This window comes from Streptomyces sp. NPDC101490, assembly GCF_044767145.1.
In the GTDB taxonomy this organism is placed as follows: domain Bacteria; phylum Actinomycetota; class Actinomycetes; order Streptomycetales; family Streptomycetaceae; genus Streptomyces.
In genome coordinates this window covers 234,728-259,483 of record NZ_JBIWNI010000001.1, presented here as the reverse complement: position 1 = coordinate 259,483, position 24,756 = coordinate 234,728, and the positions used below count along the sequence as shown (strand labels likewise).

Here is a 24,756-nt window from a genome sequence, read left to right as displayed (position 1 = left end):
GTGACCGGGGACCGGATCCGTACCCGTGACCGGCCCCGGACCTCGTACGCGCGGGATCGGCGGCGCGTACGAGGTCTGGGGCTCAGCCTCTGGTCAGCACTTCTCCACGGGGGTCCCGCCGACGAGGTGGTAGGTGGCGCGGGCGTCGAGGAGGAGGGGGACGAGGGCCCGGCGGGACTGGCGGAGCGGAACGAACGCTCCGGCTCCCTCGGGCCGTACGGTGACGCCGTGCAGGGCGAGTTCGTCGCCCACCCGCGCGTACTGGGCGGCGTCGAGCCGGTAGCCGCACGGCGGGTCGGCGAGGATCTCGTCGGGCTCCGCCGGGTCGTTGTCGGCGCCGCCGAGGTAGACCGGGCCCCGGTCGGCGAATCCGGCGCCGCGGGCGGCCGTGGTGGCCACCGCGAGCGGTACGTTCCGCTCCTTGACGTAGGCGAAGGCACCCTCCAGGGCGGCGCGTTGGGTGGCGACGCGGCGGCTGTGGTTGAGGGAGGGGTCGTGCTGCTCGTCCTCGTCGAAGGCGTCCACCCGGGTCTCGACGAGGAGGCCGACGGAGTGCTTGATGCCCGCGGTGTTCCGCAGGATGCGTTCCTGTCCGTCGCCCGCGACCTGTTTGACCGGTTTCCCGGTCAGCGGGTCGGTCCAGATGCCGTAGATCCCTGTGCTGTGGCCCGCGAGCGCCGTCAGCGGCCGTACGTACTGCTCGGAGAGGGTGTTCGACTCGTCGTGGACGCGCGGGTCGGTGTCGAGGCTGCGGGGCCAGAGGGCGAGCAGGTCCTTGTCGTAGTAGCGGGGGGTGGCGCCGTACTCGTGCAGGTCGTAGACGAGTTCGGGCCGCCGGTCGCGCAGTACGGCGGCGACCGCCCGCGCCTCGGCGGTCCGCAGGGCGAGGTGGTCGCGGTTGATGTCGATCCCGTCGCCGTTGCCCCGGGTGTCGGCCTCCCGGCCGTCGGGGTTCGCCGTGGGCAGGACGAGGAGGGTGGTGCGGGCGAGGAAGCGGCGGGTCTTCGGGTCCTGGCCGAAGGCCAGGTCGCGGACGGTGCCGAGGCAGGCCTCGCGCCCGGCCGGTTCGTCGCCGTGCTGGCTGCAGACGAGCAGCACGGTGGTGCGGCCGGTGCCGACGGAGACGAGGCGGAGCGGGCGGCCCTGCGCGGTGGTGCCGACGGTCCGCAGCGTCACCCGGTCGCGTACCCGGGCGACGGCCGTGAGGAAGTCCCGTTCCTCGGTCCCGGTGGTCCACCGGGCGCCCCCGCTGGTCTCGAATCCGGTGCGTGGCAGCGGCTTCGCGGGGGTGCTGTCCGCCGCCTTCGCGGGGACGGTCACGAGGGGCAGGGCGAGGGCGGCGGCCCCGGCCGCGAGGGCGAGGGCCCGCCGGGGGCCCCGGCCCTTCGGGCGCGGGGCCGTCGTGCGAGAGGTCATCGGGCGGCTCCGGGGGCGGGCAGGCGCGGCCCGGCGACGGCGGCCGGCGGGGTGGTGCCGCGCGGTGCCGGGGTCGCGCCGAGGGAGGGGGCGGCCGGGGCCGGGTGGGGTCCCGTGGTGGCGCGGGTGAAGGCCCCGGCGCCGCCGACCAGCGGGATCTCCGCCCGGGTGCGGCTGAGGTCGAGGGTCAGGGTCGGTGTGCTGGACGGCGGGTCCAGGAGGTCCCGGTCGGTGCCGCCGACGATCAGGGCGAGGCGGTGGCCCGCGGGGACGACGTGGTCGGTGGCGGCAAGGTCGAGGGTGAGGGTGTACGCCCGGCCGGGGGTCAGCGGGCGTCCCCTGCCCGGGTCGGCCCAGGTGCCGAGGTCGGCCCAGCCCCGGCTGACGACGGTCTGTCCGACGTCCGTGGTGCGGGCGGCCGTGTCCTTGAAGCAGGCGCTGTCGCCGGGGGTGCTCGCGCCCCAGCAGCTGCGTCCGGTGAGGGTGGTGATGCCTTCGCCGGGTGCGTTGTAGTCACGGATGGTGGCGGGGCCGAGGTCGACGAGGACGGCGGAGAGGTGCGCGGTGGCGGTGGTCGGGGTGACCGTGACGGTGACCTTCGAGGAACCGGAGACGCGCAGGTCGCGGGAGAGGGGACGGGTGACGAACCCGGCCTTCTCGGGGGTCGCGGTGTCGATCCGCGCGGCCCAGTCGAGCTCGCCGAGACCGGGGTCGTCGGTGAAGGTGCTGGTGGCGCCGGGGGCGGCGGGGGCGCGGCCGAGGCGGCCGGGTCCGGCGGGCTCCCCGGGGGCGGGCCGCAGGGTGGTGGTCGCGGTGGTGCGCGGGGGCCACTGCCGGTCGGTGGTCCAGACGTCCGGGGCGCGTTCGATGTCGGCGACGGGTTCGCGGTCGATGCCGTTGTCGTAGCCGAGGAGGTGGTGGTCGAACCAGCGGTGCAGGGTGCGGACCCAGTCGGCGCGCCGGAAGTCGAAGGGGTCGACGTGGCCGGTCTGGGAGAGCCAGATCTTCCGTTCGACGCCCTGGGCGGCGAGGGCGTCCCACCACTGGCCGAACTGTCCGGCGCGGACGTTGAGGTCCTGCTGTCCGTGGACGACGAAGACGCTGGCCCTGACCTTGGCGGCGTTCCGTACGTAGTCGCGCTCGGTCCAGGCGGGGGTGCGGTCGCCGCTGTAGGGGGTGCCCGCGGTGATCCGGTCCTGGACGGCGCCGCACCGGCTCTGTGCCTCGGGGCTGTTGACGTACGCGGAGAGCCAGCTCGGGTTGGCGTTGTAGAGGGGGGCGCCCTGGGAGTGGAAGTAGTCGTACCAGGAGGAGATGGCGCCGATGGGGACGATGGTCTTCAGGCCCTCGACGCCGGTGGCGGCGACTCCGTTGGCGACGGTGCCGTCCCAGCTCTTGCCGATCATGCCGACGTTCCCGGTGCTCCAGGTGGTGGCGCGGGAGCGGGTGTCGCCGGTGCGGGAGGTGTAGCCGCGGGCGCGTCCGTTGAGCCAGTCGACGACGGCTCTGGCCGACTGGACGTCGGAGCGTCCGCCGACGTCGTCGCAGCCGTCGGAGCGGCTGGTTCCGGCGAGGTCGACGGCGACGAAGGCGTAGCCGCGCGGGACGAAGTAGTTGTCGTAGTAGAGCGGGAACTGGACGGGTTTCCCGTCGGCGTCGTAGGTCTTCTTCTGGCCTTCGTTGCCGCGTCCGCAGCAGGCGTAGTACGGGCTGGCGTCCATGATGACCGGGACCTTGCGGCCGGTGGCGGCGGTCTCCCGGGGGCGGACGATGTCGACGGCGACCCGGTCGGCGCGTCCGTCGGCGTCGCCGTCGAGTCCGGTGTCGACCCAGACGGACTCGCGGACGGCGTCGGCGTACGAGTGGACCGGGCGGGACTCCTTCACCGCGGTCGCCGGGGCGGGCGCTGCCGGTTCCGCCCGCGCGCCCGCGGGGGTGACCAGGGTCGCGAGCAGGGCGGCGGTCGCCGCGGCCACGAGGGTTCCGTACGGCGGTCGGGCTCCGCGGGTTCTCCGCGTTCGCATCGGCATGGGCGGGAACGTACCCCGGTCGACTCCCGCGCAAAAGGGTGCCGGAGGGAATCAGGGTCGATTCGGGGTCGTGCCGTGGCCGGTGGGGTTCGTGTCGGCCGAATGGCGATCGTGTGACAGGGGGTCCTCTGGACGTGACGGTGCGTCGGAGCGCTGAATAGTGTCCGAACTAAGGACCGACGACCACCCGCGCGTCTTACGTTTCTTATGACTTGGGGAGCACCTGTGCACCGCAGAATCATCGTTCCGAGCGCCCTCGCGGCCTCCCTGCTGCTGGCGATCCCGGCATCGGCGGCCGACTTCACTCCCGGGGCGCCGGGCATCGGCGACTCCTACTACCCGGCCAGCGGGAACGGCGGCTACGACGTCTCGCACTACGACCTGCGTCTGACGTACCAGCCGGCCACGGACCTCCTGGAGGGCACGGCGACGATCCTGGCCACGACCAAGCAGAACCTGTCCCGGTTCAACCTCGATCTGGGTCTGAGGGTGAGCGAGGTCCGGGTGAACGGGCGGGTGGCGCGGTTCGCCACCTCGGGCTCGCATGAGCTGGAGGTCACCCCGGCGGCTCCGCTGGAGAAGAACCGGCAGGTCTCGATCGTCGTCCGGTACGCGGGCAAGCCGTCCGAGGTGAAGATCGACGGCTGGACCGCCTGGGCCCGTACGCCCGACGGCGGGGTCGCAGCGCAGGAGCCGGATTCGGCCGCCTGGTGGTTCCCGTCCAACGACCATCCGCTGGACAAGGCCACCTTCGACGTGTCGGTCGCGGTGCCGGACGGCACCCAGGCCATCAGCAACGGCGTCCTCCAGTCGCAGTCCTCGCGCCTCGGCTGGACCAGGTTCAACTGGCGTTCCAACAAGCCGCAGGCGACCTATCTGGCCACGCTCGCCGTCGGGAAGTTCGACATCACGACGGACCGGACGGCGAACGGTCTGCCCGTGCTCAACGCGTACAGCAAGGACCTCGGCGACAACGCGGGCGCGGCGCGCGCCTCGGTCGAGCGGACGACCGAGGTCGCGGAGTGGCTGGAGTCGGTCTTCGGGCCGTACCCGTTCAACGCGCTCGGCGGATACGTGCCGAACGTGACGAGCGGTTTCGCGCTGGAGACGCAGACCCGCCCGTTCTACAGTCCTCGGCAGTTCGCCAACGGCGCGAACGTATCGGTGGTCGTGCACGAGCTGGCGCACCAGTGGTACGGCGACAGCGTGTCCGTCCACGGGTGGAAGGACATCTGGGTCAACGAGGGCTTCGCCCGGTACGGCCAGTGGCTGTGGTCGGAGAAGGAGGGCGAGGGCACGGCGCAGGAGCTGGCGGACTACGTGTACGCCACGCGGACGGCGCAGGACCCGTTCTGGACGGTGAAGCCGGGTGACCCGGGTCCGGACGACCAGTTCCACATCGCCGTCTACGACCGGGGTGCGCTGGCGCTCCAGGCGCTGCGCAACGAGATCGGCGACGAGGACTTCTTCACGATCCTGAAGGGCTGGCCGCAGAGGTTCGCGTACGGCAACGCGCGCGTGGCGGACTTCGTCCGGTACGCGGAGCAGGTCTCGGGGAAGCCGCTGGCCGCGCTCTTCGACACCTGGCTGTACCAGCCGTCGAAGCCGTCCGCCCCGACGGCGGCGGCGGTCGGTCTGTCCGCTCCCGCCGGGGAGCCCGTGGCCGGTGGTCCGGCCGCGCGCGCATCGGCGCCGAAGCCGGTACAGCCGAAGTCGTGGAAGAAGATCGCGGCGACGAACTCCGTGCACGAGTCCGGGGAGCGCGGCGGGCACTGAGCCGCCGCACCCGTCCGGGGCCGTCCGTCAGCGCGTCGCGCGGCGGGCGGCCTCGCGTGCCTTCCGGGCCTGCGGCAGATAGCGCAGCCGCTCCGGCAGCACGGGGACGACGGCCCGGACGACGCGGGCGACCCGGCGCAGGGTCCGTTCCTGGGCGTCGGTCCAGTCCAGGCCGATGGCCCGCCGGGCGTCCGGCGGCATCAGGCCCACGGTGAGGAAGGCGCGCAGCCGCAGGAAGGGGCGGCGCAGCACGGGCCAGAGCAGGCGCAGGGCGAGCCTGAGCGGCAGCGGGCCCCGGTCGGGGGCGGGTACCGGCAGGTCGGGGTCGAGCAGTTCGCGGACGACGACGGTGGCTTCCAGTTCCTCGGCGAGGACCTTGCGGTAGTACGGCCAGAACGCCTCGATCGTCTGGGGCATGTCCCGGTCGTGGATGCCGAGGATCCGGCCGACCTGGAGCCACTCGGCGTACAGCTGCCGTTCCTGGGCGGGGGTGAGGGGGCGGGTGAGGAGGCCGAGGCCCCGGGTGTAGACGGGGAAGCCGGTGGCGTGCACCCAGGAGTAGTGGGCCGGGGTGAGGGCGTGGTAGCGGCGTCCCCGGGTGTCGGTGCCCTGGATGTCGCGGTGCAGTCTGCGCAGGCGGCGCCCTTCCCGCGCGGCGTCCTCGCCTCCGTATATCCACAGCTGGACGGAGCTCAGGGAGCGCTCGCCCCGGCCCCAGGGGTCGGTGCGGAAGACGGAGTGGTCGTCGACGCCCGCGCCTATCGCGGGGTGGGCGACCTGGAGGGCGAGGGCGGCGGGCAGCATCATCAGGGCCCGGACGTCTCCGGCGACGCTCCAGAGCACTCCGCCGACGGGCGGGGGCGCGGGGTCGGCCGCCGGGGTCCGGTGGCCGGCCGTCAGGGTGGGGGCGCCACCCGCCGGGGTCCGCTCGTCGTGTCCGGCTCGTTCCACGGGGTCGTTCCTCACGTCCGGCATCCTCTCGGGTCGTGTCCAGGGCGGGCAGGCATGACGAAGGGGCCGTCACCCGGGCGCTGGTGGCCCTGGGCGGCGGCCCCTTCGGGGACGGACGGATCAGACGCGGTCGGCGCCGACCGGCTCGCCGACGATACGGGTGGCGAGGGCGTGCGCCCAGGCGTCCACGTCGGCGGTGAGCTCGCGCTCGGCGGCGGCGCGCTCGGCGGCGATCTGCGCTCCGCCGGCGGCGAGGATGGTCTCGCGCTCGGCGTTGCCCTCGGCGCGGGCGGCGGCGATGGCGGCCGAGCCCTCCTCGACGGCCTTGGAGCGGATGCGGGCGGCCTCGTGGCGCGCCTCGGCCAGCTCGGCCTCGTACTGCTCACGGACCTGGGTGGCCTCGGCGCGCAGGTCGTCGGCGCGCTCGCTGCCGCCGTCGATGGCGTCCTCACGCTCGTCGAGCGTGCGCTTGATCTTCGGCAGGATGCCCTTCGCCAGGATCAGGAAGGTGATTCCGAACACCACCAGGCCGAGGATCAGCTCGGCCCAGACGGGGTTGAGCGGACCGAGGTCCGTCTTGAAGATCTGCGAGTTCGCGAGGGTCATGCGCGCATTCTACCTGGTTCAAAAGGGGACAATTCCGACTCTGGCCAGAGAATTGGCGCACTCGTGCGAGCACGGCCAGATTCCCGGCACCCAAAGGCTACCGGAAGGTAACCACGGCTGGTTGTATGTGCGGCGCCAGCACTCAACCCCCCATGCCTCCACGGGAGTTCACGTGTCGTTCGCCGCGCTCCGCCGCACCCCCGGCGCCGCCCTTTCCCTCGTGCTCGCCGCCGCGGCCCTGGCCGCCACCGCTCCGGCCGCCACCGCCGCCCCGGCCGCCGACGGGCCCCCGCGGCTCAAGGTGCTCACCTACAACACGTTCCTCTTCTCCAAGAACCTCTATCCGAACTGGGGCCAGGACCACCGGGCCGAGGCGATCCCCGCCGCCTCCTTCTTCCAGGGGCAGGACGTCGTCGTCCTCCAGGAGGCCTTCGACAACTCCGCCTCGGACGCCCTCAAGGCGAACGCCGCCGACCGGTACCCGTACCAGACCCCGGTCGTCGGCCGGAGCAAGAGCGGCTGGGACGCCACCGGCGGCTCCTACGCCGCCGCCACCCCCGAGGACGGCGGGGTCACGATCCTCAGCAAGTGGCCGGTCGTCCGCAAGGAGCAGTACGTCTACAAGGACGCCTGCGGCGCCGACTGGTGGTCCAACAAGGGCTTCGCCTACGCCGTCCTGGACGTGAACGGCACCCGCGTCCACGTCGTCGGCACCCACGCCCAGTCCACCGACCCCGGCTGCTCGGCCGGTGAGGCCGCCCGGACGCGCAGCCGCCAGTTCAAGGCCCTCGACGCCTTCCTCGACGCCAAGAACATCCCGGCGGACGAGCAGGTCGTCGTCGCCGGGGACATGAACGTCGACTCGCACACCCCCGAGTACGGCACGATGCTCGCCGACGCGGGCCTGGTGGGCGCGGACGCCCGCACCGGCCACCCGTACTCCTTCGACACCGCGCTGAACTCCATCGCCGCCGAGCGCTACCCGAACGACCCGCGCGAGGACCTCGACTTCGTCCTGTACCGGGCCGGGAACGCCCGCCCGGCGGGGTGGACCAACCAGGTGGTCCCGGAGAAGAGCGCCCCGTGGACCGTGTCCAGCTGGGGCACCCGGTACACCTACACCGACCTCTCGGACCACTACCCGGTGCTGGGGTACTGACCGGACCCGGCCCGTGGGGCGGCTCCTCGGGCCCTGCTCCGGGGCGGCTCAGTACCCGCGTCCGCCGAAGAGGCTGTAGAGCCAGACGCCGAGCACTCCGGCGACACAGAGCAGCACGAACCAGGAGCCCGCGCCGGTGTGCCGCTCCTTTCGGGGCCGGGGGGCGCGGGCCGTCCGGCCCGCGCCGCCCTTCTCCTTCTTCCCCTTCTTCCCCTTCTTCCCCTTCTGCTCCCGCTTCGCTTTCCGCCGCTCCTTCGCCGGGCCCTCGGGGGCCTTCCCCGCCCGGCCGCGCGGCGTCGTGGCGGGCTCGGCCGCCGCCGCCACCTCGGCGAGCAGCCGTCGGCAGACGGCCGCCAGTTCCGTCGTCCCCATCGTCAGGTCGACCACGACCTCGGTCCGCGCGGGCGCGGTGGTGCCGCCGTCGAGGAGCCGCCCGGCGCGCAGCAGCGCCCGGTCCTTGCCCCCGGTGGGCGCGAGGCTGATCCAGCGCCCGACGTGCTCGCCCCGTATGACCACCCCGCCGCCCCGCTCCCGGTAGACGGTGTGCTCCCGCCACAGGACCCGGGCCAGTGCGTCGGCCTTCTCCCTGAGCTGCGCGTACATCTGCTCCCCCTGCCTGCGGCCCCCATGCGGTCGGCCGCCGATTCTAAAGGGTGTCCCGCCGGCCGGAGGACGACCGGGCCCCCGGGGCGGAACCACCCGGCTCCGGCGACGTGCCGGCCCCCGGGCGCGCGGACCACCACGCGCCGCACGCTTCCCCCTGGCACCGGTCCCCCGGACCGGAACATCCGGTCCGGCCTCTTCTACCGTGTTGGTGAGACAGCGATACTGTCCAAGCGAGCCCGGCCGGCGGGTCGCCTGCACGGGAAGCGGGGCACCTCGGATGGACGTCGGGACGGACCTGGAGGATGTACCGCGCCACACCGTCGACGAGCTGGCCGCGCGCGCCGGGGTCACGGTACGGACCGTGCGGTTCTACGGCACCCGGGGGCTGCTGCCGCCGCCGGTCATCGGAGCGCGGCGGGTCGGGCACTACGGACCGGAGCACCTGGCCCGGCTCGCGCTCATCGAGGAGCTGCGGCGGCAGGGCATGACGCTGGCCGCGATCGAGCGGTACCTGGAGCAGCTGCCGCCCGATCTGAGCGCCCGGGACCTGGCGGTCCACCGGGCGCTCGTGGCGTCCTGGGCTCCCGAGTCCGCCGAGTCCATCACCCGGCGCGAGCTGGAGCGGCGCGCCGGGCGGGCGCTGACCGAGCGGGACGTGGACCGGCTGGCCGCGATGGGGGTGCTCGACCGGACCCCGCAGGCCGACACCTTCCGGCTCGACGGGTCGCTGCTGCGGCTCGGGGTGGAGCTGCTGGACGTGCCCATCGAGCACGAGACGATCCTGGCCTCCCGTACGGTCCTGCTCGCGCACGCGCGGGAGGCCGCCCAGGAGCTGGCCCGGCTCTTCCAGGACCAGGTGTGGGGCCCGTACCGGGAGAGCGGCGCGGACCCGGACCACCTGACCGCGATGAAGTCGCTCTCCGCGCACATGCAGCCGATGGTGGTCCAGGCCCTGGTGACGGCGTTCCAGCGCTCGCTGAGCGAGGAGCTGAGGACGGCCTTCAGGAGCCCCTGAGCCCAGGAGCCGCTGGGACCCCCGAGGAGCGCTGGGCTCCGGGGGGAGTCCGATACGGCTCCCGCCCTCCCGGAGCCGGACACCGGGGACTGTCCGGCTCCGGAGCGTACGGCCCGCGCCCCGGCCCGGTCAGGCGTCCCTGAAGACCTCGCCGCGCTCGGCCTTCTCCACCAGGAGGGCGGGCGGGGCGAATCGCTCGCCGTACGTCTCCGCCAGCTCGCGGGCGCGGGCGACGAAGCCCGCCGCCCCGCCCTCGTACCCGTTGACGTACTGGAGCACGCCACCGGTCCACGCCGGGAAGCCGATGCCCATGATGGAACCGATGTTGGCGTCGGCGACCGAGGTGAGGACGCCCTCCTCCAGGAGCCGGACGGTGTCCAGGGCCTCGGCGAACAGCATCCGCTCCTGCATGTCGCGGAACGGGATCGTGTGTCCCGGCCGGGTGAAGTGCTCGCGCAGACCCGGCCAGAGCCGCCCGCGCGCGCCGTCCTCGCCGTACTCGTAGAACCCGGCGCCGCCGCTGCGTCCCGGGCGGCCGAACTCGTCGACCATCCGGTCGATGACGGCCTCGCCGGGGTGGGTGACCCAGGTGCCGCCCTCCTCCTCGATCGCGCGCCTGGTCTCGTTGCGGATCTTGCGGGGCAGGGTGAGGGTCAGCTCGTCCATCAGGGAGAGGACCTTGGCCGGGTATCCGGCCTGGGCGGCCGCCTGCTCGACCGAGGCGGGCTCGATGCCCTCGCCGACCATGGCGACGCCCTCGTTGATGAAGTGGCCGATGACCCGGGAGGTGAAGAAGCCGCGCGAGTCGTTGACGACGATCGGGGTCTTGTTGATCTGCCGGACCAGGTCGAAGGCGCGGGCCAGCGCCTCGTCGCCGGTCTCCGCGCCCCTGATGATCTCGACGAGCGGCATCTTGTCGACGGGTGAGAAGAAGTGCAGTCCGATGAAGTCGGCCCGGCGCTCCACGCCCCCGGCGAGGTCCGAGATCGGCAGGGTCGAGGTGTTGGAGCAGAGCAGCGCGTCGGGCGCGACGACGTCCTGGACCTCCTGGAAGACCTTGTGCTTGAGGGCGGTGTCCTCGAAGACCGCCTCGATGACGGCGTCGCAGCCCGCGAGGTCGGCCGCATCCGCCGTCGGGGTGATCCGGGCGAGGAGGGCGTCGGCCTTCTCCCGGGTGGTACGGCCCCGGGCGACGGCCTTGGCGCAGAGCTTCTCCGAGTAGGCCTTGCCCCGGGCGGCGGACTCGGCGGAGACGTCCTTGAGGACGACCTCGATGCCCGCGCGGGCGCAGGAGTACGCGATGCCCGCGCCCATCATGCCCGCGCCGAGGACGGCGACCCTGCGGACCTGGCGGCGCTCGACACCCTTCGGGCGGCTGGCGCCGGAGTTCACGGCCTGGAGGTCGAAGAAGAACGCCTGGATCATGTTCTTCGCGGTCCGGCCGGTGACCAGTTCGGTGAAGTAGCGGCTCTCGATCGTGCTCGCGGTCTCGAAGTCGACCTGGGAGCCCTCGACGGCGGCGGCCATGATGGCGCGCGGCGCCGGGTAGGGCGCGCCGTTCAGCTGCTTGCGCAGGTTCGCCGGGAAGGCGGGGAGGTTGGCGGCGAACCTCGGGTGCGAGGGGGTGCCGCCGGGGATGCGGTACCCGGGGACGTCCCAGGGCTGGTGGGACTCGGGGTGCTCGTCGATGAAGGCGATGGCCTTGGCCATCATCTCCTCGGGGGTGGCGGCGGTCTCGTGGACGAGGCCGTTGTCGAGGGCGCGCCTCGGGGGGTACTGGGTGCCCTGGAGCAGCACCTTGAGGAGGGCGTCGGTGATGCCCATGAGGCGTACGGTGCGGGTGACGCCGCCACCGCCGGGCAGGAGGCCGAGGGTGACCTCGGGCAGGCCGATCTTGGAGCCGGGCGTTTCGAGGGCGATCCGGTGGTGGGAGGCGAGGGCGATCTCGTAGCCGCCGCCGAGCGCGGCGCCGTTGATCGCGGCGACGACCGGCTTGCCGAGGGTCTCGATGCGGCGCAGCGCGTTCTTCATGGCCAGGGCGCCCTCGAAGATGTCGCGGGCGTGCTCGGGGCCCGCCTGGACCATGTCCTTGAGGTCGCCGCCCGCGAAGAAGGTCTTCTTGGCGGAGGTGTAGATGATGCCCCGGATGGAGTCCTTCTCGGCCTCGACGCGGTCGGCGGTCGCGGTGATCGAGGCGCGGAAGGCCTGGTTCATGGTGTTGGCGGACTGGTTCGGGTCGTCGAGGACGAGGGTGACGATCCCGGTCTCGTCCTGCTCCCAGCGGATGGTGGTGCTCTCGCTCATGGCTGTCGGTTCTCCGTTGGTGGGGTGCGGACGGGACGGTCAGACGCGCTCGACGACGGTGGCGATGCCCATGCCGCCGCCGACGCAGAGGGTGGCCAGGCCGTAGCGCTTGTCCTGTCGCTCCAGTTCGTCGACGAGGGTGCCGAGGATCATCGCGCCGGTGGCGCCGAGCGGGTGGCCGAGGGCGATGGCGCCGCCGTTGACGTTGATCCGGTCCAGGCCGATGCCCATGTCCTTGGCGAAGCGGAGGACGACGGCGGCGAAGGCCTCGTTGATCTCGATCAGGTCGATGTCGTCGATGGTGAGGCCGGCCTTGGCGAGGGCCTTGCGGGTGGCCGGGGCGGGACCGGTGAGCATGATGGTCGGCTCGGAGCCGGAGACGGCGGCGGAGACGATCCGGGCGCGCGGGGTGAGGCCGCCGCGCTCGCCCGCCTCCCGGGAGCCGATGGCGACGAGGGAGGCGCCGTCGACGATGCCGGAGGAGTTCCCGGCGTGGTGGACGTGGTCGATCGCCTCGATCCAGTGGTACTTCTGCAGCGCGACGGCGTCGAAGCCGCCGAGGTCGCCGATGTCGGCGAAGGAGGGCTTGAGCCGGGCCAGGGAGTCGGCGGTGGTGCCGGGGCGGGCGTGCTCGTCGTGGTCGAGGACGACGAGTCCGGCGCGGTCGACGACGGGGACGACGGAGCGGGCGAAGCGGCCGTCCTTCCAGGCGGTGGCGGCGCGCTCCTGGGAGAGGGCCGCGTACTCGTCGACGTCGCGGCGGGTGAAGCCCTCGACGGTGGCGATGAGGTCGGCGCCGATGCCCTGGGGGACGAAGCCGGTCTCCAGGCTGGTCATCGGGTCGGCGAACCAGGCGCCGCCGTCGGAGGCCATCGGCACCCGGGACATGGACTCGACGCCACCGGCGAGGACGAGGTCCTCCCAGCCGGAGCGGATCTTCATGGCGGCCATGTTGACGGCTTCGAGACCGGAGGCGCAGAAGCGGTTCTCCTGGACGCCCGCGACGGTGTCGGGGAGACCGGCGGCGATGGCGGCGATCCTGGCGATGTCGGAGCCCTGGTCGCCGACGGGGCTGACGACCCCGAGGACGATGTCGTCGATCGCGGCGGGGTCGAGGCCGGGGTTGCGGGCCTGGATCTCCCGGAGGAGACCGACGACCAGGTCGATGGGCTTGGTGCCGTGCAGGGAGCCGCCGGCCTTGCCGCGTCCGCGCGGGGTGCGGATCGCGTCGTACACGTACGCTTCGGTGCTCACGGAAAGCCTTTCACGATGAGGGTGGAGTCCGTCGGGAGGGGCGGGAGGAGGGGAGGGCGGCCGAGGGGGAACGGGGAGGTCGGCCCGGAGGGAGCGGTGGAGTCCGCCGAGGAGGGAACGGCGGAGGTCAGCCGAGGAGGGAACGGCCGATGATCTCCTTCATGATCTCCGTGGTACCGCCGTAGATGGTCTGGATGCGGCCGTCGGTGTAGGCGCGGGCGACCGGGAATTCGCTCATGTAGCCGTATCCGCCGTGCAGTTGCAGACAGCGGTCGGCGACCCGCTTCTGGAGTTCGGTCGCCCACCACTTGGCCATGGAGGCGTGGACGGCGTCGAGTCCCGCGCCGTCCGGGTCGGCGTGCTCCTCGATGCAGCGGTCGACGAAGGTGCGGGTGACGGCGCACTCGGTGGCCATCTCGGCGATCTCGAAGCGGATGTGCTGGAGCCGGGAGAGGGGGCGGCCGAAGGCCTCGCGCTCCTTGACGTAGGTGGTGGTGATCTCCAGGAGGTGTTCGGCGGCGGCGATGCCCGCGACGGCGATGGCCATCCGTTCCTGGGCGAGGTTGGTCATCAGGTGGACGAAGGCGCCGTTGAGCTCGCCGAGCAGGTTCTCCTTGGGGACGCGGACGTCCTCGAAGAAGAGTTCGGCGGTGTCCTGGGACTTCTGGCCGATCTTGTCGAGGTTCCGGCCGCGCGCGAAGCCCTCGGCGCCGCGCTCGACGACGAGGAGGGAGAGCCCGTGCGCGCCGCCCTCCGGGGTGGTGCGGGCGACGACGATCACCAGGTCGGCGAGGATGCCGTTGGAGATGAAGGTCTTGGAGCCGTTGAGGAGCCAGTGGTCGCCCCGGTCCTCGGCGGTGGTGCGGATGCCCTGGAGGTCCGATCCGGCGCCGGGTTCCGTCATGGCGATGGCGGTGACGGTCTCACCGGAGCAGAAGCCGGGGAGCCAGCGGCGCTTCTGTTCCTCGGTGCCGAGCGAGGTCAGATAGGGGCCGATGATGTCGTTGTGCAGGCCGATGGCGAGGCCGGGGGTGCCGGCCCGGGTGAACTCCTCGGCGAGGACGGCGGCGTAGCGGAAGTCGGGCTCGCCGCCGCCCCCGTACTCCTCGTCGACGGCGGTGCCGAGGAGGCCCTGGCGTCCGGCGGCGAGCCAGACCTCGCGGGAGACGATGCCGTCCTTCTCCCACTGCTCGTAGTGGGGCAGCACCTCCTTGCGCAGGAAGGCGCGGACGACGTCGCGGTAGGCCTCGTGGTCCTCGGTGTAGAGCTGGCGCTTCATGCTTCGGACTCCTGGGTGCGGTTCGGGCGGTCGAGGGCGGGCACGGCCCAGTCGCGGGCGACCTCGGCGGTGTCGGCGCCGGGCAGGGCGGGGCCGGTGCGGAGGGTGCCGGGGGTGACGGAGAAGCGGGGGGCGGGCGCGGGCTGGGGGATGCCGTCGCGTTCGGTGAAGGTGCCCCGGGCGGCGAGGTGCGGGTGGGCGGGGGCCTCGCGCAGGGAGAGGACCGGGGCGACACAGGCGTCGCCGCCGTCGAAGACGGCGGTCCACTCCTCCCGAGTACGGCTCCGGAAGCGCGCCGCGACGGCTTCGCGGAGTGCGGGCCAGCGGGCCGGGTCGCGGCGGGCGGCGGCGCTCTCCCCGTCGAGGCCGAGGAGCCGGGTGAACTCCTCGTAGAACCGCTCCTCCAGGGCTCCGACCGCCATGTGACCGCCGTCGGAGGTCGGGTAGACGCCGTAGAAGGGGCAGCCGCCGTCGAGGAGGTTGACGCCCCTGCGGTCCTGCCAGCCGCCCGCGGCGAGCATCCCGTGGATCATGGTGGTGAGGTGGGCGGTGCCGTCCACGATGGCCGCGTCCACGACCTGGCCCGCGCCGTGCTCCCGGGCGTGCCGGAGGGCGGCGAGGATGCCGATGACCAGGTAGAGGGAGCCGCCCGCGTAGTCGCCGACGAGGTTGGCGGGCACGGTGGGCGGCCCTTCGGGGTCGGGGCCGATCATGCCGAGGGCGCCGGTGACCGCGATGTAGCCGATGTCATGGCCCGCGGTGGTGGCGAGCGGGCCGTCCTGGCCCCAGCCGGTCATGCGCCCGTAGACCAGGCGCGGGTTGCGGGCGAGGCAGACGTCGGGGCCGACGCCGAGGCGTTCGGCGACGCCGGGGCGGTAGCCCTCCACCAGAACGTCGGCGCGGGCGACCAGGTCGAGGACGGTGGCGGGGCCGCCGTCGTCCTTGAGGTCGACGAGGACGGAGCGCTTGTTGCGGTTGGTGAGGTCGCGGGCGGGGTCGATGCCGAGACCGGGGCCGCCGGGACGGTCCACCCGGACGACGTCGGCGCCGAGGTCGGCCAGGAGCATCGCGGCGAAGGGGCCGGGGCCGATGCCCGCGAGTTCGACCACGCGGACCCCGGTGAGCGGGCCGTTCCCGGCGGTGTGCGTCGTACTCATCGAGCCCCCAGGCATGTGTGACACCAATGATGTAACACCGGAGATGCTAGGAACGTGTTCCATTCGGCACAAGCCCCCCGGCCGAGCGGGCGCCTGGAAATTCCCGGGGGGCGGGAAGGGGGCGCGACACGGTGGGGCGCGGCCCCGGGGTCCGCTATCCTCCGCCGACGACCATCGCGCCGGGGGGCGGCGCGGGGCGCACGGGACGAGGTGCTCGATGGAGACAGCGGCGGACCTGGCGGGCGGGGCCGGAACGAGGCCGTACGACGTGGTCCTCTTCGGCGCGACCGGCTTCGTGGGCGAACTCACCGCGGAGTACCTGGCCGACCACGCCCCGGCCTGGTGCCGCTGGGCGCTCGCCGGGCGCGCCCCCGACCGGCTGAGGGCGCTGCGGGACCGGCTCGCCGTCGGCCGGCCGCACCTCGCGGAACTGCCGCTGCTGGTCGCGGACTGCGCCGACCCGGAGTCGCTGCGCGAACTCGCCGGTTCCACGCGGGTGGTGGCCACCACGGTCGGCCCCTACGTGCGGTACGGCGACGGACTCGTGGCCGCCTGCGCGGAGGCGGGCACGGACTGTGTGGACCTCACCGGCGAGCCCGAGTTCGTCGACCTGACCTACGTACGGCACGACGCGCGCGCCCGGGAGACCGGCGCCCGTCTCGTGCACGCCTGCGGTTTCGACTCCGTCCCGCACGACCTCGGGGTCCTCTTCACCGTCCAGCAGCTCCCGGAGGGCGTGCCGCTGCGTGTGGACGGCTTCGTCCGCGCCGGGGCCGCCTTCTCCGGCGGCACCTTCGCCTCCGCCCTCACCTCCTTCGGCCGGGGCCGGGAGATCCTGCGGGCCGCGCGGCAACGGCGCCTGTACGAGCCCCGGCTGGTCGGGCGGCGGGCGCGGGCACCGCTGGGCGGCCCCCGGTTCAGCCCGGAGACCGGTACCTGGGCGCTGCCGCTGCCGACGCTCGATCCGCAGGTCGTGGCCCGCTCGGCCCGCGCGCTCGACCGGTACGGGCCGGACTTCCGCTACCGGCACTACGCCTCCGTGAAGACCCTGCCGATGGCCCTCGGGGGTACCGCGTTCGTCGGTGCGGGTGTGACTGCGGCCCAACTCCCGCTCGTCCGTGACTGGCTGATGGATCGTTATCCGGGTGGCAAGGGTCCTTCGGCGGAACGGCGGGCGCGCAGCTGGTTCTCGGTGCGGTTCGTCGGCGAGGGCGGCGGGCGCCGGGTCCTCACCGAGGTGTCGGGCGGCGACCCGGGCTATGACGAGACGGCGAAGATGCTGGCCGAGTCGGCCCTCTGCCTGGCCTTCGACCCGCTGCCGAGGACGGCGGGCCAGGTGACCACGGCGACGGCGATGGGCGACGCCCTCATCGCCCGGCTGCGCGCCACGGGCATCCGCTTCCGGGTGGCGCACCGGGGCTGAGCGGTCTGAGCGCCGGTGCCGTCGAGCCGGCCCGCACGGAGGAAGGGCCGGGCCTGCCGAGGGCGGCGGGGCGGTCGCCGGACGCGCACCGGGCCGGGCTCGCGCGGCGACGCGATCGCGGGGCAACGGGCCGGTGGCCTCGCGGCCGCCCTGAGGGCGACGAAGGGAATTGAGGGAATTGTCAGACAGGCCCCAGGTCCGCCCGGGACGGAACGCCCGCTCAGGGACGTACGAGCCGGAAGGGGTGTCCCGCAGGGTCGGCGTAGACGCGGCGGGCCGGGTCGCCGCCTCCGCCGTCGAGGGGTACGGCTCCGAGCGTGAGGACCGCCTCATGGGCGGCGGACAGGTCGTCCACCAGCACGTCGAGCAGGAACTGCTGCTCGGGGGCGCCCCAGACGGGCGGCCGGTGGTCGGCCACGCTCTGGAAGGCGAGCACCGGCCCCGTCTCGCCCCGCAGGACCACGGAACCGTCTCCGACGGCCCACCGGGGATCGGGGCCCTCCACCTCGCCGCCGACCAACCGCCGGTAGAAGTCGGCGAGTTCATGGGCGTCGGGACAGTCGAGCACCAGACAGCGGAAGCGCCCGATCACGCGACGGCCCAGACGAGGAGCACGTACGCGATGGCGCAGAGCCAGCCGAGGGCGAGCAGTACGGCGCCCGCGAGGGCCAGGTTCAGGACGCGTCCGGTGGTGCGCGGCGGGGCGGAGAGGGAAGTCGTCATGGCCCTCACTCTGCCGCCGCCGGGTCACGGAGCGGTATCCGTACGGGTACTCAGTCGTACCAGCTCTCACCCCTCCGCGAGCGCGTCCTTCAGGGCCCGGCGGCAGAGCGCGTCGGCGTGGCGGGTGGTCTCGGGGAGGCGGTAGCGCGGGGTGAGGTGGAGGGTCTGGGCGCAGGCGTTCGCGAGGGAGATCCGGTGGCCCTCGGAGACGAACACGGGCTTCACCCCGGTCCGGGTGCGCAGGGCGCGGCCGACCTCCTCGCCGTCGGCCAGGAGCGGGGCGGAGTCGCCGCGCGCGGGCCCCGGCTGCTCACAGGTGAAGGTGAAGGGGTTCTTGGCGACGCCGAGGGACGGGCGGCCGGTGAGCACGCCGAGGTGGCTGGCGAGGCCGAAGCGGCGGGGGTGGGCGATGCCGTATCCGTCGCAGACGAGCAGTCCCGGGTCGGCGGTGAGCCGGTCCAGGGCGGCGAGCACGGTGGGGATCTCCCGGAAGGCGAGCAGTCCGGGGACGTAGGGGAAGGAGACCCGGCCGACGGCGGTGGCCTCCTCGACCACCTCCAGGGTCCGCGCGTCCAGCACGACGGCGGCGGCGACGACGAGGTCACGCCCGTCGTCGTAGGCCACGTCGAGACCGGTGACGTGGCCCGTACCGGCCGCCGGGCCGTCCTCCGTGCGGACGAGACGGGTGCGCAGCTCCTCCTGGACGGCTCGGGCGGAGGTCTCGTCGGCGGGCCAGCCCACCGGAATCTCGATGATCGTCATGATGCGGGCCACCCTATGCCGGGGTGGTCCGGCGGGGCGGTCCACCAGGTCGGCCCCGTACCGGAAAGCGACCCGCCGTCCGGTGGGCGGCGGGTAGCCTGGCGATCATGTTCGTACTGGAATTGACCTACACAGCGCCCGTCGAGCGGGTCGACGCCTTCCTCGACGCGCACGTCGCCTGGCTCGACGAGCAGTACGCAGCGGGCGTGTTCGTCGCTTCGGGGCGGAAGAACCCGCGCGACGGCGGCATCATCCTGGCCGCCGGGGTCGACCGCGCGCGGATCGAGGAGATCGCGGCGGGCGACCCGTTCAGCACCGGGGGTGTCTGCGCCTACCGGATCACGGAGTTCTACGCGACGAAGACGGCCGCCGAACTGGTCGCGTACCGCGAGGAGTTGCCCTCGTAGCCCCAGGAGCCGTCCCGGCGCCGCCCGTCGGGAGCGACGGCCGGGCCGAACCCCGGGGCGAAACCCGGGCCGAAACACGGGGCGAAACCCCGTGCGACGGTCCGGCGGTCCGGTACGGCTGTCCCCCGCCCGCCCCGAGCCGCCGCTCCGGTGCCCGTCGCCTTCGTCAGTGGTGACCGTCGCCGTCGTCAGTGGTGTCCGTCGTGCGTCGGCCGGGCGGCACGGCCCGCCACCGCGATCCGGCCGCGTTCGCCGGAGGCCCAGCAGGTCCCGTCGCGGGTGCAGTCGACCGTGTCGTACGAACCGGTGTCGACCGTCCGCCACGTGCGGCCGCCGTCGGTGGTCAGATCCGTGCCGGTGGGGCCGACGGCGAGGGCCGCCGCCTTCCCGTACGGGAGCCAGGCGACGCCCGAGCGGTAGGCGGGCGGCGGTGTGGCGGAGGGACGCCAGTTCCGGCCGCCGTCACCGGTGACGGCGGCGGCCCGCGGGGACGGCTGGTCCTTGCGGTAGTCGCCGCCGACGGCGAGGCCGTGCGTCCGGTCACGGAAGGCGAGCCCGAAGACCCCTCGGGCCGGGTCCCCGGCGGGGATCGGCGAGACGGTGGCCTTCCAGGTCAGCCCACGGTCGGCGGAGTGCAGGACGCGGGCGGTGGCCGCGCCGCCGGTGGCGAGCCACACGTCCCGGGGGCCCGCCGAGACCAGGCACTGGCCGCCGGCCGCGAACCCCGCCTCCCCGGGCAGGGCGTCCGGCATTCCCCCGCTGGGCAGGACGTGCCAGGAACGGCCGCCGTCACGGGTGGAGAGGATGCGGTACTTGCCGTCGACCGGGTCGCTCATGGCGAGACCGTGCCGGGGGTCGAAGAAGGTCATGCAGTCGTAGAAGGCACGCGGATCGGTGTTCCGGAAGGACTCGGTCCAGGTGGCGCCGCCGTCCTCGGTGCGCAGGACCCGGGAGGCCTCGCCCTCCCCGATGGCGAGCACGACGGCCCGGCGGGCGTCGAACGCCTCCACGTCGCGGAACTCCAGCCCGTCCGCGCCCGGCGGTGAGACGTTCCGCCAGCTGCGGCCGCCGTCGGTGGTGCGCAGGACCGTGCCCTTGGACCCGGCGGCCCAGGCGGTCGAGCGGTCGACCGCGGCGAGCCCCCGGAAGCGGGCGTCGGTCCCGGTCGGTGTCAGGCGCCAGCCGCTCGTCACGGCGGTCGCGGCCGTCGCGGCGGTGTCGGCGCCGGTCGCGGCCGTGGGGGTCGCCCCGGCCCGCGCCGGGACCGCCAGGGTCAGCGCGAGCGCCGCCCCGGTCAGCCCCACCGACATCGTTCGTCTCGTCTTTCCCATGGACGTCATGGCGCCGGAAGCTAGTGCCCCGGGCGGTCCGCCGTCCAGGGTGCGTGCCCCGCCGGGCGTTCCTAGGCTGGTGGCATGACCGACCGCACGGGCGGGCCCGCGCCCGCCGAGAAGCCGAAGATCAAGGAGTACGAGGGCGAGGGCGTCACCGTCACCTTCGAGCCCCGGCGCTGTCTGCACGCGGCCGAGTGCGTCCACGGGCTGCCCGAGGTCTTCGACCTCTCCCGGCGCCCGTGGGTGCTGCCGGACGGCGCCGATCCGGGGCGCGTGGCCGAGGTGGTGCGCCGCTGTCCCTCGGGGGCGCTCCAGTACCGCCCGGCGGACGGCTCCGTCGAGCGGCCGGACTCCCCCACCACCGTGCGCCGGACGAAATCCGGCCAGGTCGTACTGCGCGGGGATCTACTCGTGGACGGGCCGTCCGGCGAGCGTCATGAGACGCGGGTGATGCTGTGCGGCTGTGGAACCTCCGGAAACCAGCCGTACTGTGACGGCTCCGGGCCCTGCGCGGAGCGCGGCGACGGGGCTCCCGGACAAGGCTGACACGCGCCGCCGCACCCCCGGTGACGCAGCTCACGTGGGTCCACAGTGCACGTTCCGGCCATGCCGCACGTCCTTCCAGGTGTCAGGTGGCCTGGTGTCGGGGAGACGCACAGGATCCGCAGCCGTGTGAGAGGAGCCGGTCTTGTCCGCCGTCATCGAGCAGGCCGTCCAGGCCCGGCTGGTCGCGTCCGCTCCTCGTATGGAGACCGTTCCCGCCACTCTGCGGTACGACCGCGAGGACCCGTACGCCGTGAGCATGGCCTTTCCGCCCCCGGCGACCCTGGAGGGCGTCGAGGTCTCCTGGGCGTTCGCCCGGGAGCTGCTCGTCCAGGGGGTGGAGCGGCCCGCCGGCGTCGGGGACGTACGGCTGCGTCCGTACGGGTACGACCGCACGGTGGTCGAGTTCCACGCCCCCGAAGGGGTCGCCATGGTCCATGTGCGGACCTCCGAGCTGCGGCTCTTCCTGGAGCGCTCGGAGCACCTGGTGCCTCCGGGCCGTGAGCACCAGTACCTCGACTGGGACCAGGACCTGGCGGAGCTGCTCCGCGACCGGCCGTGACGCCGGGCCCCGGCCCACAGCTCTGAGGGGAGGCTTCTCCCCGCCCTTGCTTTCCGTCCCGTGCCCGGCGGGATGCCGTCCGGGCCCCGCCGCCCGCGCCTGGCGGGAAACCCCTCCGGGCCCGCCGACCGCTCCTGGTGGAAGGCGCTCCGAGCCCCGCTGCTCCCCGCGCCCGGCCCCGCTCTCCGTACGCGTACCCCTCCGAGGGCGCCTCGGGCCCCCGCTCCCCCACCGGGCCGCTCCCCGTCCGGTAAATCGGTTGCCCCTCCCGGACGGCGGTCCTACGGTCGTGAACGAACCAGTCGTCGTCCGATCGGAGAAGGACGTTGCTCGTCTGAGGTTGCGAGACACCGTGCCGCGCGTGCCCCTGTGCCGTGCGTGCCGTGCCCGCCCTCGGCGTACGAGCCGTTCCTGACGACTGCCCGCGCCCCGGTGTCTCCACGCGTCGCCCTCGCACGCCCCTGCGCTCACGCATCCGGAGACCCTTGTGACACATCACCCCACCTTCATCAGCTGCCGCTCCCTCTCCTTCTCCTGGCCGGACGGCACCGAGGTGTTCGACGACTTCCGCCTCTCGGTCGGCCCCGGCCGCACCGGGCTCGTCGGGCTCAACGGCTCCGGCAAGTCCACGCTCCTCAGGCTGCTCGCGGGCGAGCTGAGCCCGGCGTCCGGCACGGTCCGGATCACCGGGGAGCTGGGACACCTCCCGCAGAACCTGGTGCTCGACACCTCCCGCCGGGTGGACGAGATCCTCGGCATCGACGCCAAGCGGGCCGCGCTGCACGCCATCGAGTCGGGCGACCCTGCGGAGGAGCACTTCACCGTGCTCGCCGACGACTGGGACGTGGAGGAACGCGCCCGCGCCACCCTGGACCAGCTCGGCCTCGGCTCCGTGGGTCTCGACCGGACGGTGGGCGAGGTCTCCGGCGGCGAATCCGTCCTCCTGCGCCTGGCCGCGCTGCTGCTCGCCCGGCCCGACGTGCTGCTGCTCGACGAGCCGACGAACAATCTGGACCGGCACGCCCGCGCCCGGCTGTACGAGGCCGTGGAGCACTGGTCCGGGGTCCTGGTCGTGGTCAGTCACGACCGTGAACTCCTGGAGCGCGTCGACCAGATCGCCGACCTCCGCGACGGTTCCGTCACCTGGTACGGCGGGGCCTGGTCCGACTACGAGACCGCGCTCGCCGCCGAACAGGAGGCGGCGGAGCGGATGGTGCGGGTCGCCGAGGCCGACGTACAGCGCCAGAAGCGCGAACTGGGCGACTCCCAGGTGAAGCTGGCGCGCCGCAGGCGGTACGCGCAGAAGAGCTTCGAGAACAAGGTCGTCCCGAAGGTCGTGGCGAACAACCGGAAGAGCGAGGCGCAGGTCTCGGCGGGCAAGCACCGCGCGCTGCACGCCGAGCGGCTCTCCGGGGCACGGGAGCGGCTCGATGCCGCCGTGGAGGCGGTGCGCGACGACGACGAGATCCGCGTCGAGCTGCCCCGCACCTCGGTGCCGCCGGGCCGCGAGGTGCTGTACCTGCGGGACCTCGAACTCCGTTACGGGGCACGGGTGGCGGGCTCGTTCGAGCTGCGCGGTCCGGAGCGGATCGCCCTGGTCGGCCGCAACGGCGCCGGGAAGACGACGCTGCTGCGGACGATCGCCGGGGAGCTGGAGCCGCTGTCCGGCGAGCGGGAGGTGCGGGTGCCGCTGCGCTTCCTGCCGCAGCGGCTCGATCTCCTCGACGACGGTCTGAGCATCGTGGAGAACGTGGCCCGGTTCGCTCCCGGGGCCACCGGGAACATGATCCGGGCGCGGCTCGCCCGATTCCTCTTCCGGGGCTCCCGCGCCGACCAGCCCGTCGGCACCCTCTCGGGCGGTGAGCGGTTCCGGGCGACGCTTGCGGCGCTGCTGCTCGCGGAACCCGCCCCGCAACTGCTGATGCTGGACGAGCCGACGAACAACCTGGACATGGCGTCGGTACGGAAACTGACGGCGGCGCTCGACGCCTACGAGGGGGCGCTGGTCGTGGCGAGCCACGACGTGACGTTCCTGGAGTCGCTGGGCATCACGCGCTGGCTGCTGCTCGACGGGGAACTGCGCCCGACGACCGCCGAGGAGGTCAGGGGGAGTCACCGCGTGCCCTCGTCCACGCGCTGAGGCCGGGCGCCGCCGACCCTCCGCCCCGAGACCGGGGGCGCCACGGCCCGAGGCCGCTGGGGCGGGATTCGAGAGTCCCGCCTTCCTGGCGCCCCCTTTCGGGGTCGGCGGCCTGCGCTCCGTAGCCGACCGGCCGAGCGGAGGACACCCCCGGGTACGTGACCTGCGTCTCCGGAGCCCGTCCGAGCAGCACACATAACGGAACGTAATCGGACATCGCCCTGGACGGGCTTGGCCGACGCCTTATGGAGCCTTAACCTACGGTCTCGTAACCTACGAACCCGTAGGTACGCCCGTATGCCCTTCTCCGTCCCCAGGAGTTCCCGTGACGCTCACCTCTCCCCCTCTCGGCACCTCGAACGGGTGGACCGACGCGCGGCTGCTCTACGCGCTGGAGGAGGTCGTGGAGAAGGAGCTGAACCGGCACCTCAAGGTCACCAAGGACTGGATGCCGCACGAGTACGTGCCGTGGTCCGACGGCCGGAACTTCCCCGGGTTCTTCGAGGACGGCGATGCCTGGGAGCCGTCCCAGTCCAAGGTCACCGACATCGGCCGGATCGCCCTCGTCGTCAACCTGCTCACCGAGGACAACCTCCCGAGCTACCACCACGAGATCGCCAGCCTCTTCGGCCGCGACGGCGCCTGGGGCACCTGGGTGCACCGCTGGACCGCCGAGGAGGGCCGTCACGGCATCGTGATGCGCGACTACCTGCTGGCCTCGCGCGCCGTCGACCCGGACAAGCTGGAGCAGTTCCGGATGTCCCACATGAGCGAGGGCTTCGAGTCCGACAACCGGCACTCGATGCTGCACTCCGTGGCGTACGTCGCCTTCCAGGAGCTGGCCACCCGCATCTCGCACCGCAACACCGGCCACCAGTCCGGCGACCCGGTGTGCGACCGGATGCTGGCCCGCATCGCCACAGACGAGAACCTGCACATGGTCTTCTACCGCAACCTGCTGGGCGCGGCCTTCGAGATCGCCCCGGACCTGACGATGCAGGCCGTACGGGACGTCGTGGTCGACTTCCGGATGCCCGGACACGGCATCCCGGGCTTCGAGCGCGCGGCGGCCCAGATGGCGATCGGCGAGATCTACAACACGCGCATCCACCACGACGACGTCCTCCAGCCCGTCCTGCGCTTCCTCAAGGTCCTCCAGATCGACGGCCTCGGCCCCGACGGGCTGCGCGCCCAGGAGGAACTGGGCCTCTACATGGACGGTCTGGACGCCGAGGCCAGCAAGTTCGACGTGAAGCTCGCGGCCCGCAAGGCCCGGATGGCCGCCCGCGCGGCCGGCTGATCCCCTCGG

22 protein-coding genes are annotated in these 24,756 nt (G+C 73.3%); 9 read left to right on the top strand and 13 right to left on the bottom strand.

The genetic code is table 11. The features are described from left to right. Positions 1-93: 93 nt before the first annotated feature. Both ACIRQY_RS01130 and ACIRQY_RS01125 read right to left on the bottom strand, forming a co-directional pair. Positions 94-1,416 carry a M14 family metallocarboxypeptidase gene (locus tag ACIRQY_RS01130; protein ID WP_403921344.1) on the bottom strand — a complete coding sequence of 441 codons (1,323 nt, stop codon included), beginning with the start codon at positions 1,414-1,416 and terminating at the stop codon, positions 94-96. Further along, a complete protein-coding gene (locus ACIRQY_RS01125) occupies positions 1,413-3,446 on the bottom strand; it encodes a Xaa-Pro dipeptidyl-peptidase (RefSeq protein WP_403921342.1) in 2,034 nt (677 codons plus the stop codon). The genes ACIRQY_RS01130 and ACIRQY_RS01125 overlap by 4 nt, the downstream gene beginning before the upstream one ends. A 225-nt stretch (positions 3,447-3,671) precedes the next feature. Between ACIRQY_RS01125 and ACIRQY_RS01120 the strand changes: the two genes are divergently transcribed. Next, positions 3,672-5,222 (top strand): M1 family metallopeptidase, encoded by a 1,551-nt coding sequence (locus ACIRQY_RS01120; protein WP_403921339.1) that lies wholly within the window; start codon positions 3,672-3,674, stop codon positions 5,220-5,222. Between the two features lie 27 nt (positions 5,223-5,249). Here ACIRQY_RS01120 and ACIRQY_RS01115 read toward each other — a convergent pair whose 3' ends face one another. Then, positions 5,250-6,122, bottom strand: coding sequence for an oxygenase MpaB family protein (locus ACIRQY_RS01115; RefSeq protein WP_403922258.1), 873 nt, complete (start codon positions 6,120-6,122; stop codon positions 5,250-5,252). Positions 6,123-6,293: 171 nt separating this feature from the next. Beyond that, positions 6,294-6,779 (bottom strand): hypothetical protein, encoded by a 486-nt coding sequence (locus ACIRQY_RS01110; protein WP_351779996.1) that lies wholly within the window; start codon positions 6,777-6,779, stop codon positions 6,294-6,296. A gap of 172 nt (positions 6,780-6,951) precedes the next feature. On the opposite strand from ACIRQY_RS01110, the gene sph reads away from it, so the two are divergent. Continuing rightward, positions 6,952-7,938, top strand: coding sequence for a sphingomyelin phosphodiesterase (gene sph / locus ACIRQY_RS01105; protein ID WP_351779999.1), 987 nt, complete (start codon positions 6,952-6,954; stop codon positions 7,936-7,938). 48 nt (positions 7,939-7,986) lie between these two features. Here the strand turns inward: sph and ACIRQY_RS01100 are convergent, their stop codons facing one another. Further along, on the bottom strand, positions 7,987-8,541 hold the full coding sequence (locus tag ACIRQY_RS01100) for a hypothetical protein (RefSeq protein WP_403921336.1): 555 nt from the start codon (positions 8,539-8,541) through the stop codon (positions 7,987-7,989). 280 nt (positions 8,542-8,821) lie between these two features. Between ACIRQY_RS01100 and ACIRQY_RS01095 the strand changes: the two genes are divergently transcribed. Further along, the gene (locus tag ACIRQY_RS01095; protein WP_351780005.1) at positions 8,822-9,559 is read left to right on the top strand and encodes a MerR family transcriptional regulator; all 738 of its coding nucleotides are present in this window, start codon (positions 8,822-8,824) and stop codon (positions 9,557-9,559) included. Between the two features lie 129 nt (positions 9,560-9,688). Here ACIRQY_RS01095 and ACIRQY_RS01090 read toward each other — a convergent pair whose 3' ends face one another. The 4 genes from ACIRQY_RS01090 to ACIRQY_RS01075 form a co-directional block, all read right to left on the bottom strand. Then, positions 9,689-11,863 carry a 3-hydroxyacyl-CoA dehydrogenase NAD-binding domain-containing protein gene (locus tag ACIRQY_RS01090; protein WP_403921333.1) on the bottom strand — a complete coding sequence of 725 codons (2,175 nt, stop codon included), beginning with the start codon at positions 11,861-11,863 and terminating at the stop codon, positions 9,689-9,691. Between the two features lie 39 nt (positions 11,864-11,902). Further along, complete coding sequence (locus ACIRQY_RS01085; RefSeq protein WP_403921330.1) at positions 11,903-13,117, bottom strand: acetyl-CoA C-acetyltransferase; 1,215 nt, start codon at positions 13,115-13,117, stop codon at positions 11,903-11,905. Between the two features lie 127 nt (positions 13,118-13,244). Next, complete coding sequence (locus ACIRQY_RS01080; RefSeq protein WP_351780013.1) at positions 13,245-14,396, bottom strand: acyl-CoA dehydrogenase family protein; 1,152 nt, start codon at positions 14,394-14,396, stop codon at positions 13,245-13,247. Continuing rightward, positions 14,393-15,553 carry a CaiB/BaiF CoA-transferase family protein gene (locus tag ACIRQY_RS01075; protein ID WP_351780015.1) on the bottom strand — a complete coding sequence of 387 codons (1,161 nt, stop codon included), beginning with the start codon at positions 15,551-15,553 and terminating at the stop codon, positions 14,393-14,395. Before ACIRQY_RS01075 ends, ACIRQY_RS01080 begins: the two co-directional genes overlap by 4 nt. 217 nt (positions 15,554-15,770) lie before the next feature. Between ACIRQY_RS01075 and ACIRQY_RS01070 the strand changes: the two genes are divergently transcribed. After that, positions 15,771-16,976, top strand: a complete 1,206-nt coding sequence (locus ACIRQY_RS01070) for a saccharopine dehydrogenase family protein (RefSeq protein WP_403921325.1) — start codon at positions 15,771-15,773, stop codon at positions 16,974-16,976. Between the two features lie 220 nt (positions 16,977-17,196). Here ACIRQY_RS01070 and ACIRQY_RS01065 read toward each other — a convergent pair whose 3' ends face one another. The 3 genes from ACIRQY_RS01065 to ACIRQY_RS01055 form a co-directional block, all read right to left on the bottom strand. Beyond that, complete coding sequence (locus tag ACIRQY_RS01065) at positions 17,197-17,568, bottom strand: VOC family protein (RefSeq protein ID WP_403921322.1); 372 nt, start codon at positions 17,566-17,568, stop codon at positions 17,197-17,199. Continuing rightward, positions 17,565-17,699 (bottom strand): morphogenic membrane protein MmpA, encoded by a 135-nt coding sequence (mmpA, locus tag ACIRQY_RS01060; RefSeq protein WP_351780024.1) that lies wholly within the window; start codon positions 17,697-17,699, stop codon positions 17,565-17,567. Before mmpA ends, ACIRQY_RS01065 begins: the two co-directional genes overlap by 4 nt. Positions 17,700-17,765: 66 nt before the next feature. Beyond that, positions 17,766-18,461, bottom strand: a complete 696-nt coding sequence (locus tag ACIRQY_RS01055; protein WP_403921319.1) for an endonuclease V — start codon at positions 18,459-18,461, stop codon at positions 17,766-17,768. A gap of 107 nt (positions 18,462-18,568) precedes the next feature. Between ACIRQY_RS01055 and ACIRQY_RS01050 the strand changes: the two genes are divergently transcribed. Further along, positions 18,569-18,868, top strand: a complete 300-nt coding sequence (locus tag ACIRQY_RS01050) for a YciI family protein (protein ID WP_403921316.1) — start codon at positions 18,569-18,571, stop codon at positions 18,866-18,868. 188 nt (positions 18,869-19,056) lie between these two features. Here the strand turns inward: ACIRQY_RS01050 and ACIRQY_RS01045 are convergent, their stop codons facing one another. After that, entirely contained in the window at positions 19,057-20,208 is a 1,152-nt protein-coding gene (locus ACIRQY_RS01045; protein WP_403921313.1) for a WD40/YVTN/BNR-like repeat-containing protein, read from the bottom strand. A 75-nt stretch (positions 20,209-20,283) separates the two neighbouring features. Between ACIRQY_RS01045 and ACIRQY_RS01040 the strand changes: the two genes are divergently transcribed. From ACIRQY_RS01040 to ACIRQY_RS01025, 4 genes are all read left to right on the top strand, one after another. After that, entirely contained in the window at positions 20,284-20,748 is a 465-nt protein-coding gene (locus ACIRQY_RS01040) for a (4Fe-4S)-binding protein (RefSeq protein WP_351780033.1), read from the top strand. A 142-nt stretch (positions 20,749-20,890) separates the two neighbouring features. Then, positions 20,891-21,307: an SsgA family sporulation/cell division regulator gene (locus ACIRQY_RS01035; RefSeq protein WP_351780036.1), complete on the top strand. Its 417-nt coding sequence runs from the start codon at positions 20,891-20,893 to the stop codon at positions 21,305-21,307. 487 nt (positions 21,308-21,794) lie between these two features. Next, entirely contained in the window at positions 21,795-23,447 is a 1,653-nt protein-coding gene (locus ACIRQY_RS01030; protein WP_403921309.1) for an ABC-F family ATP-binding cassette domain-containing protein, read from the top strand. Positions 23,448-23,772: 325 nt separating this feature from the next. Further along, positions 23,773-24,747, top strand: a complete 975-nt coding sequence (locus ACIRQY_RS01025; RefSeq protein WP_351780042.1) for an acyl-ACP desaturase — start codon at positions 23,773-23,775, stop codon at positions 24,745-24,747. The last annotated feature ends 9 nt before the right edge of the window (positions 24,748-24,756 follow it).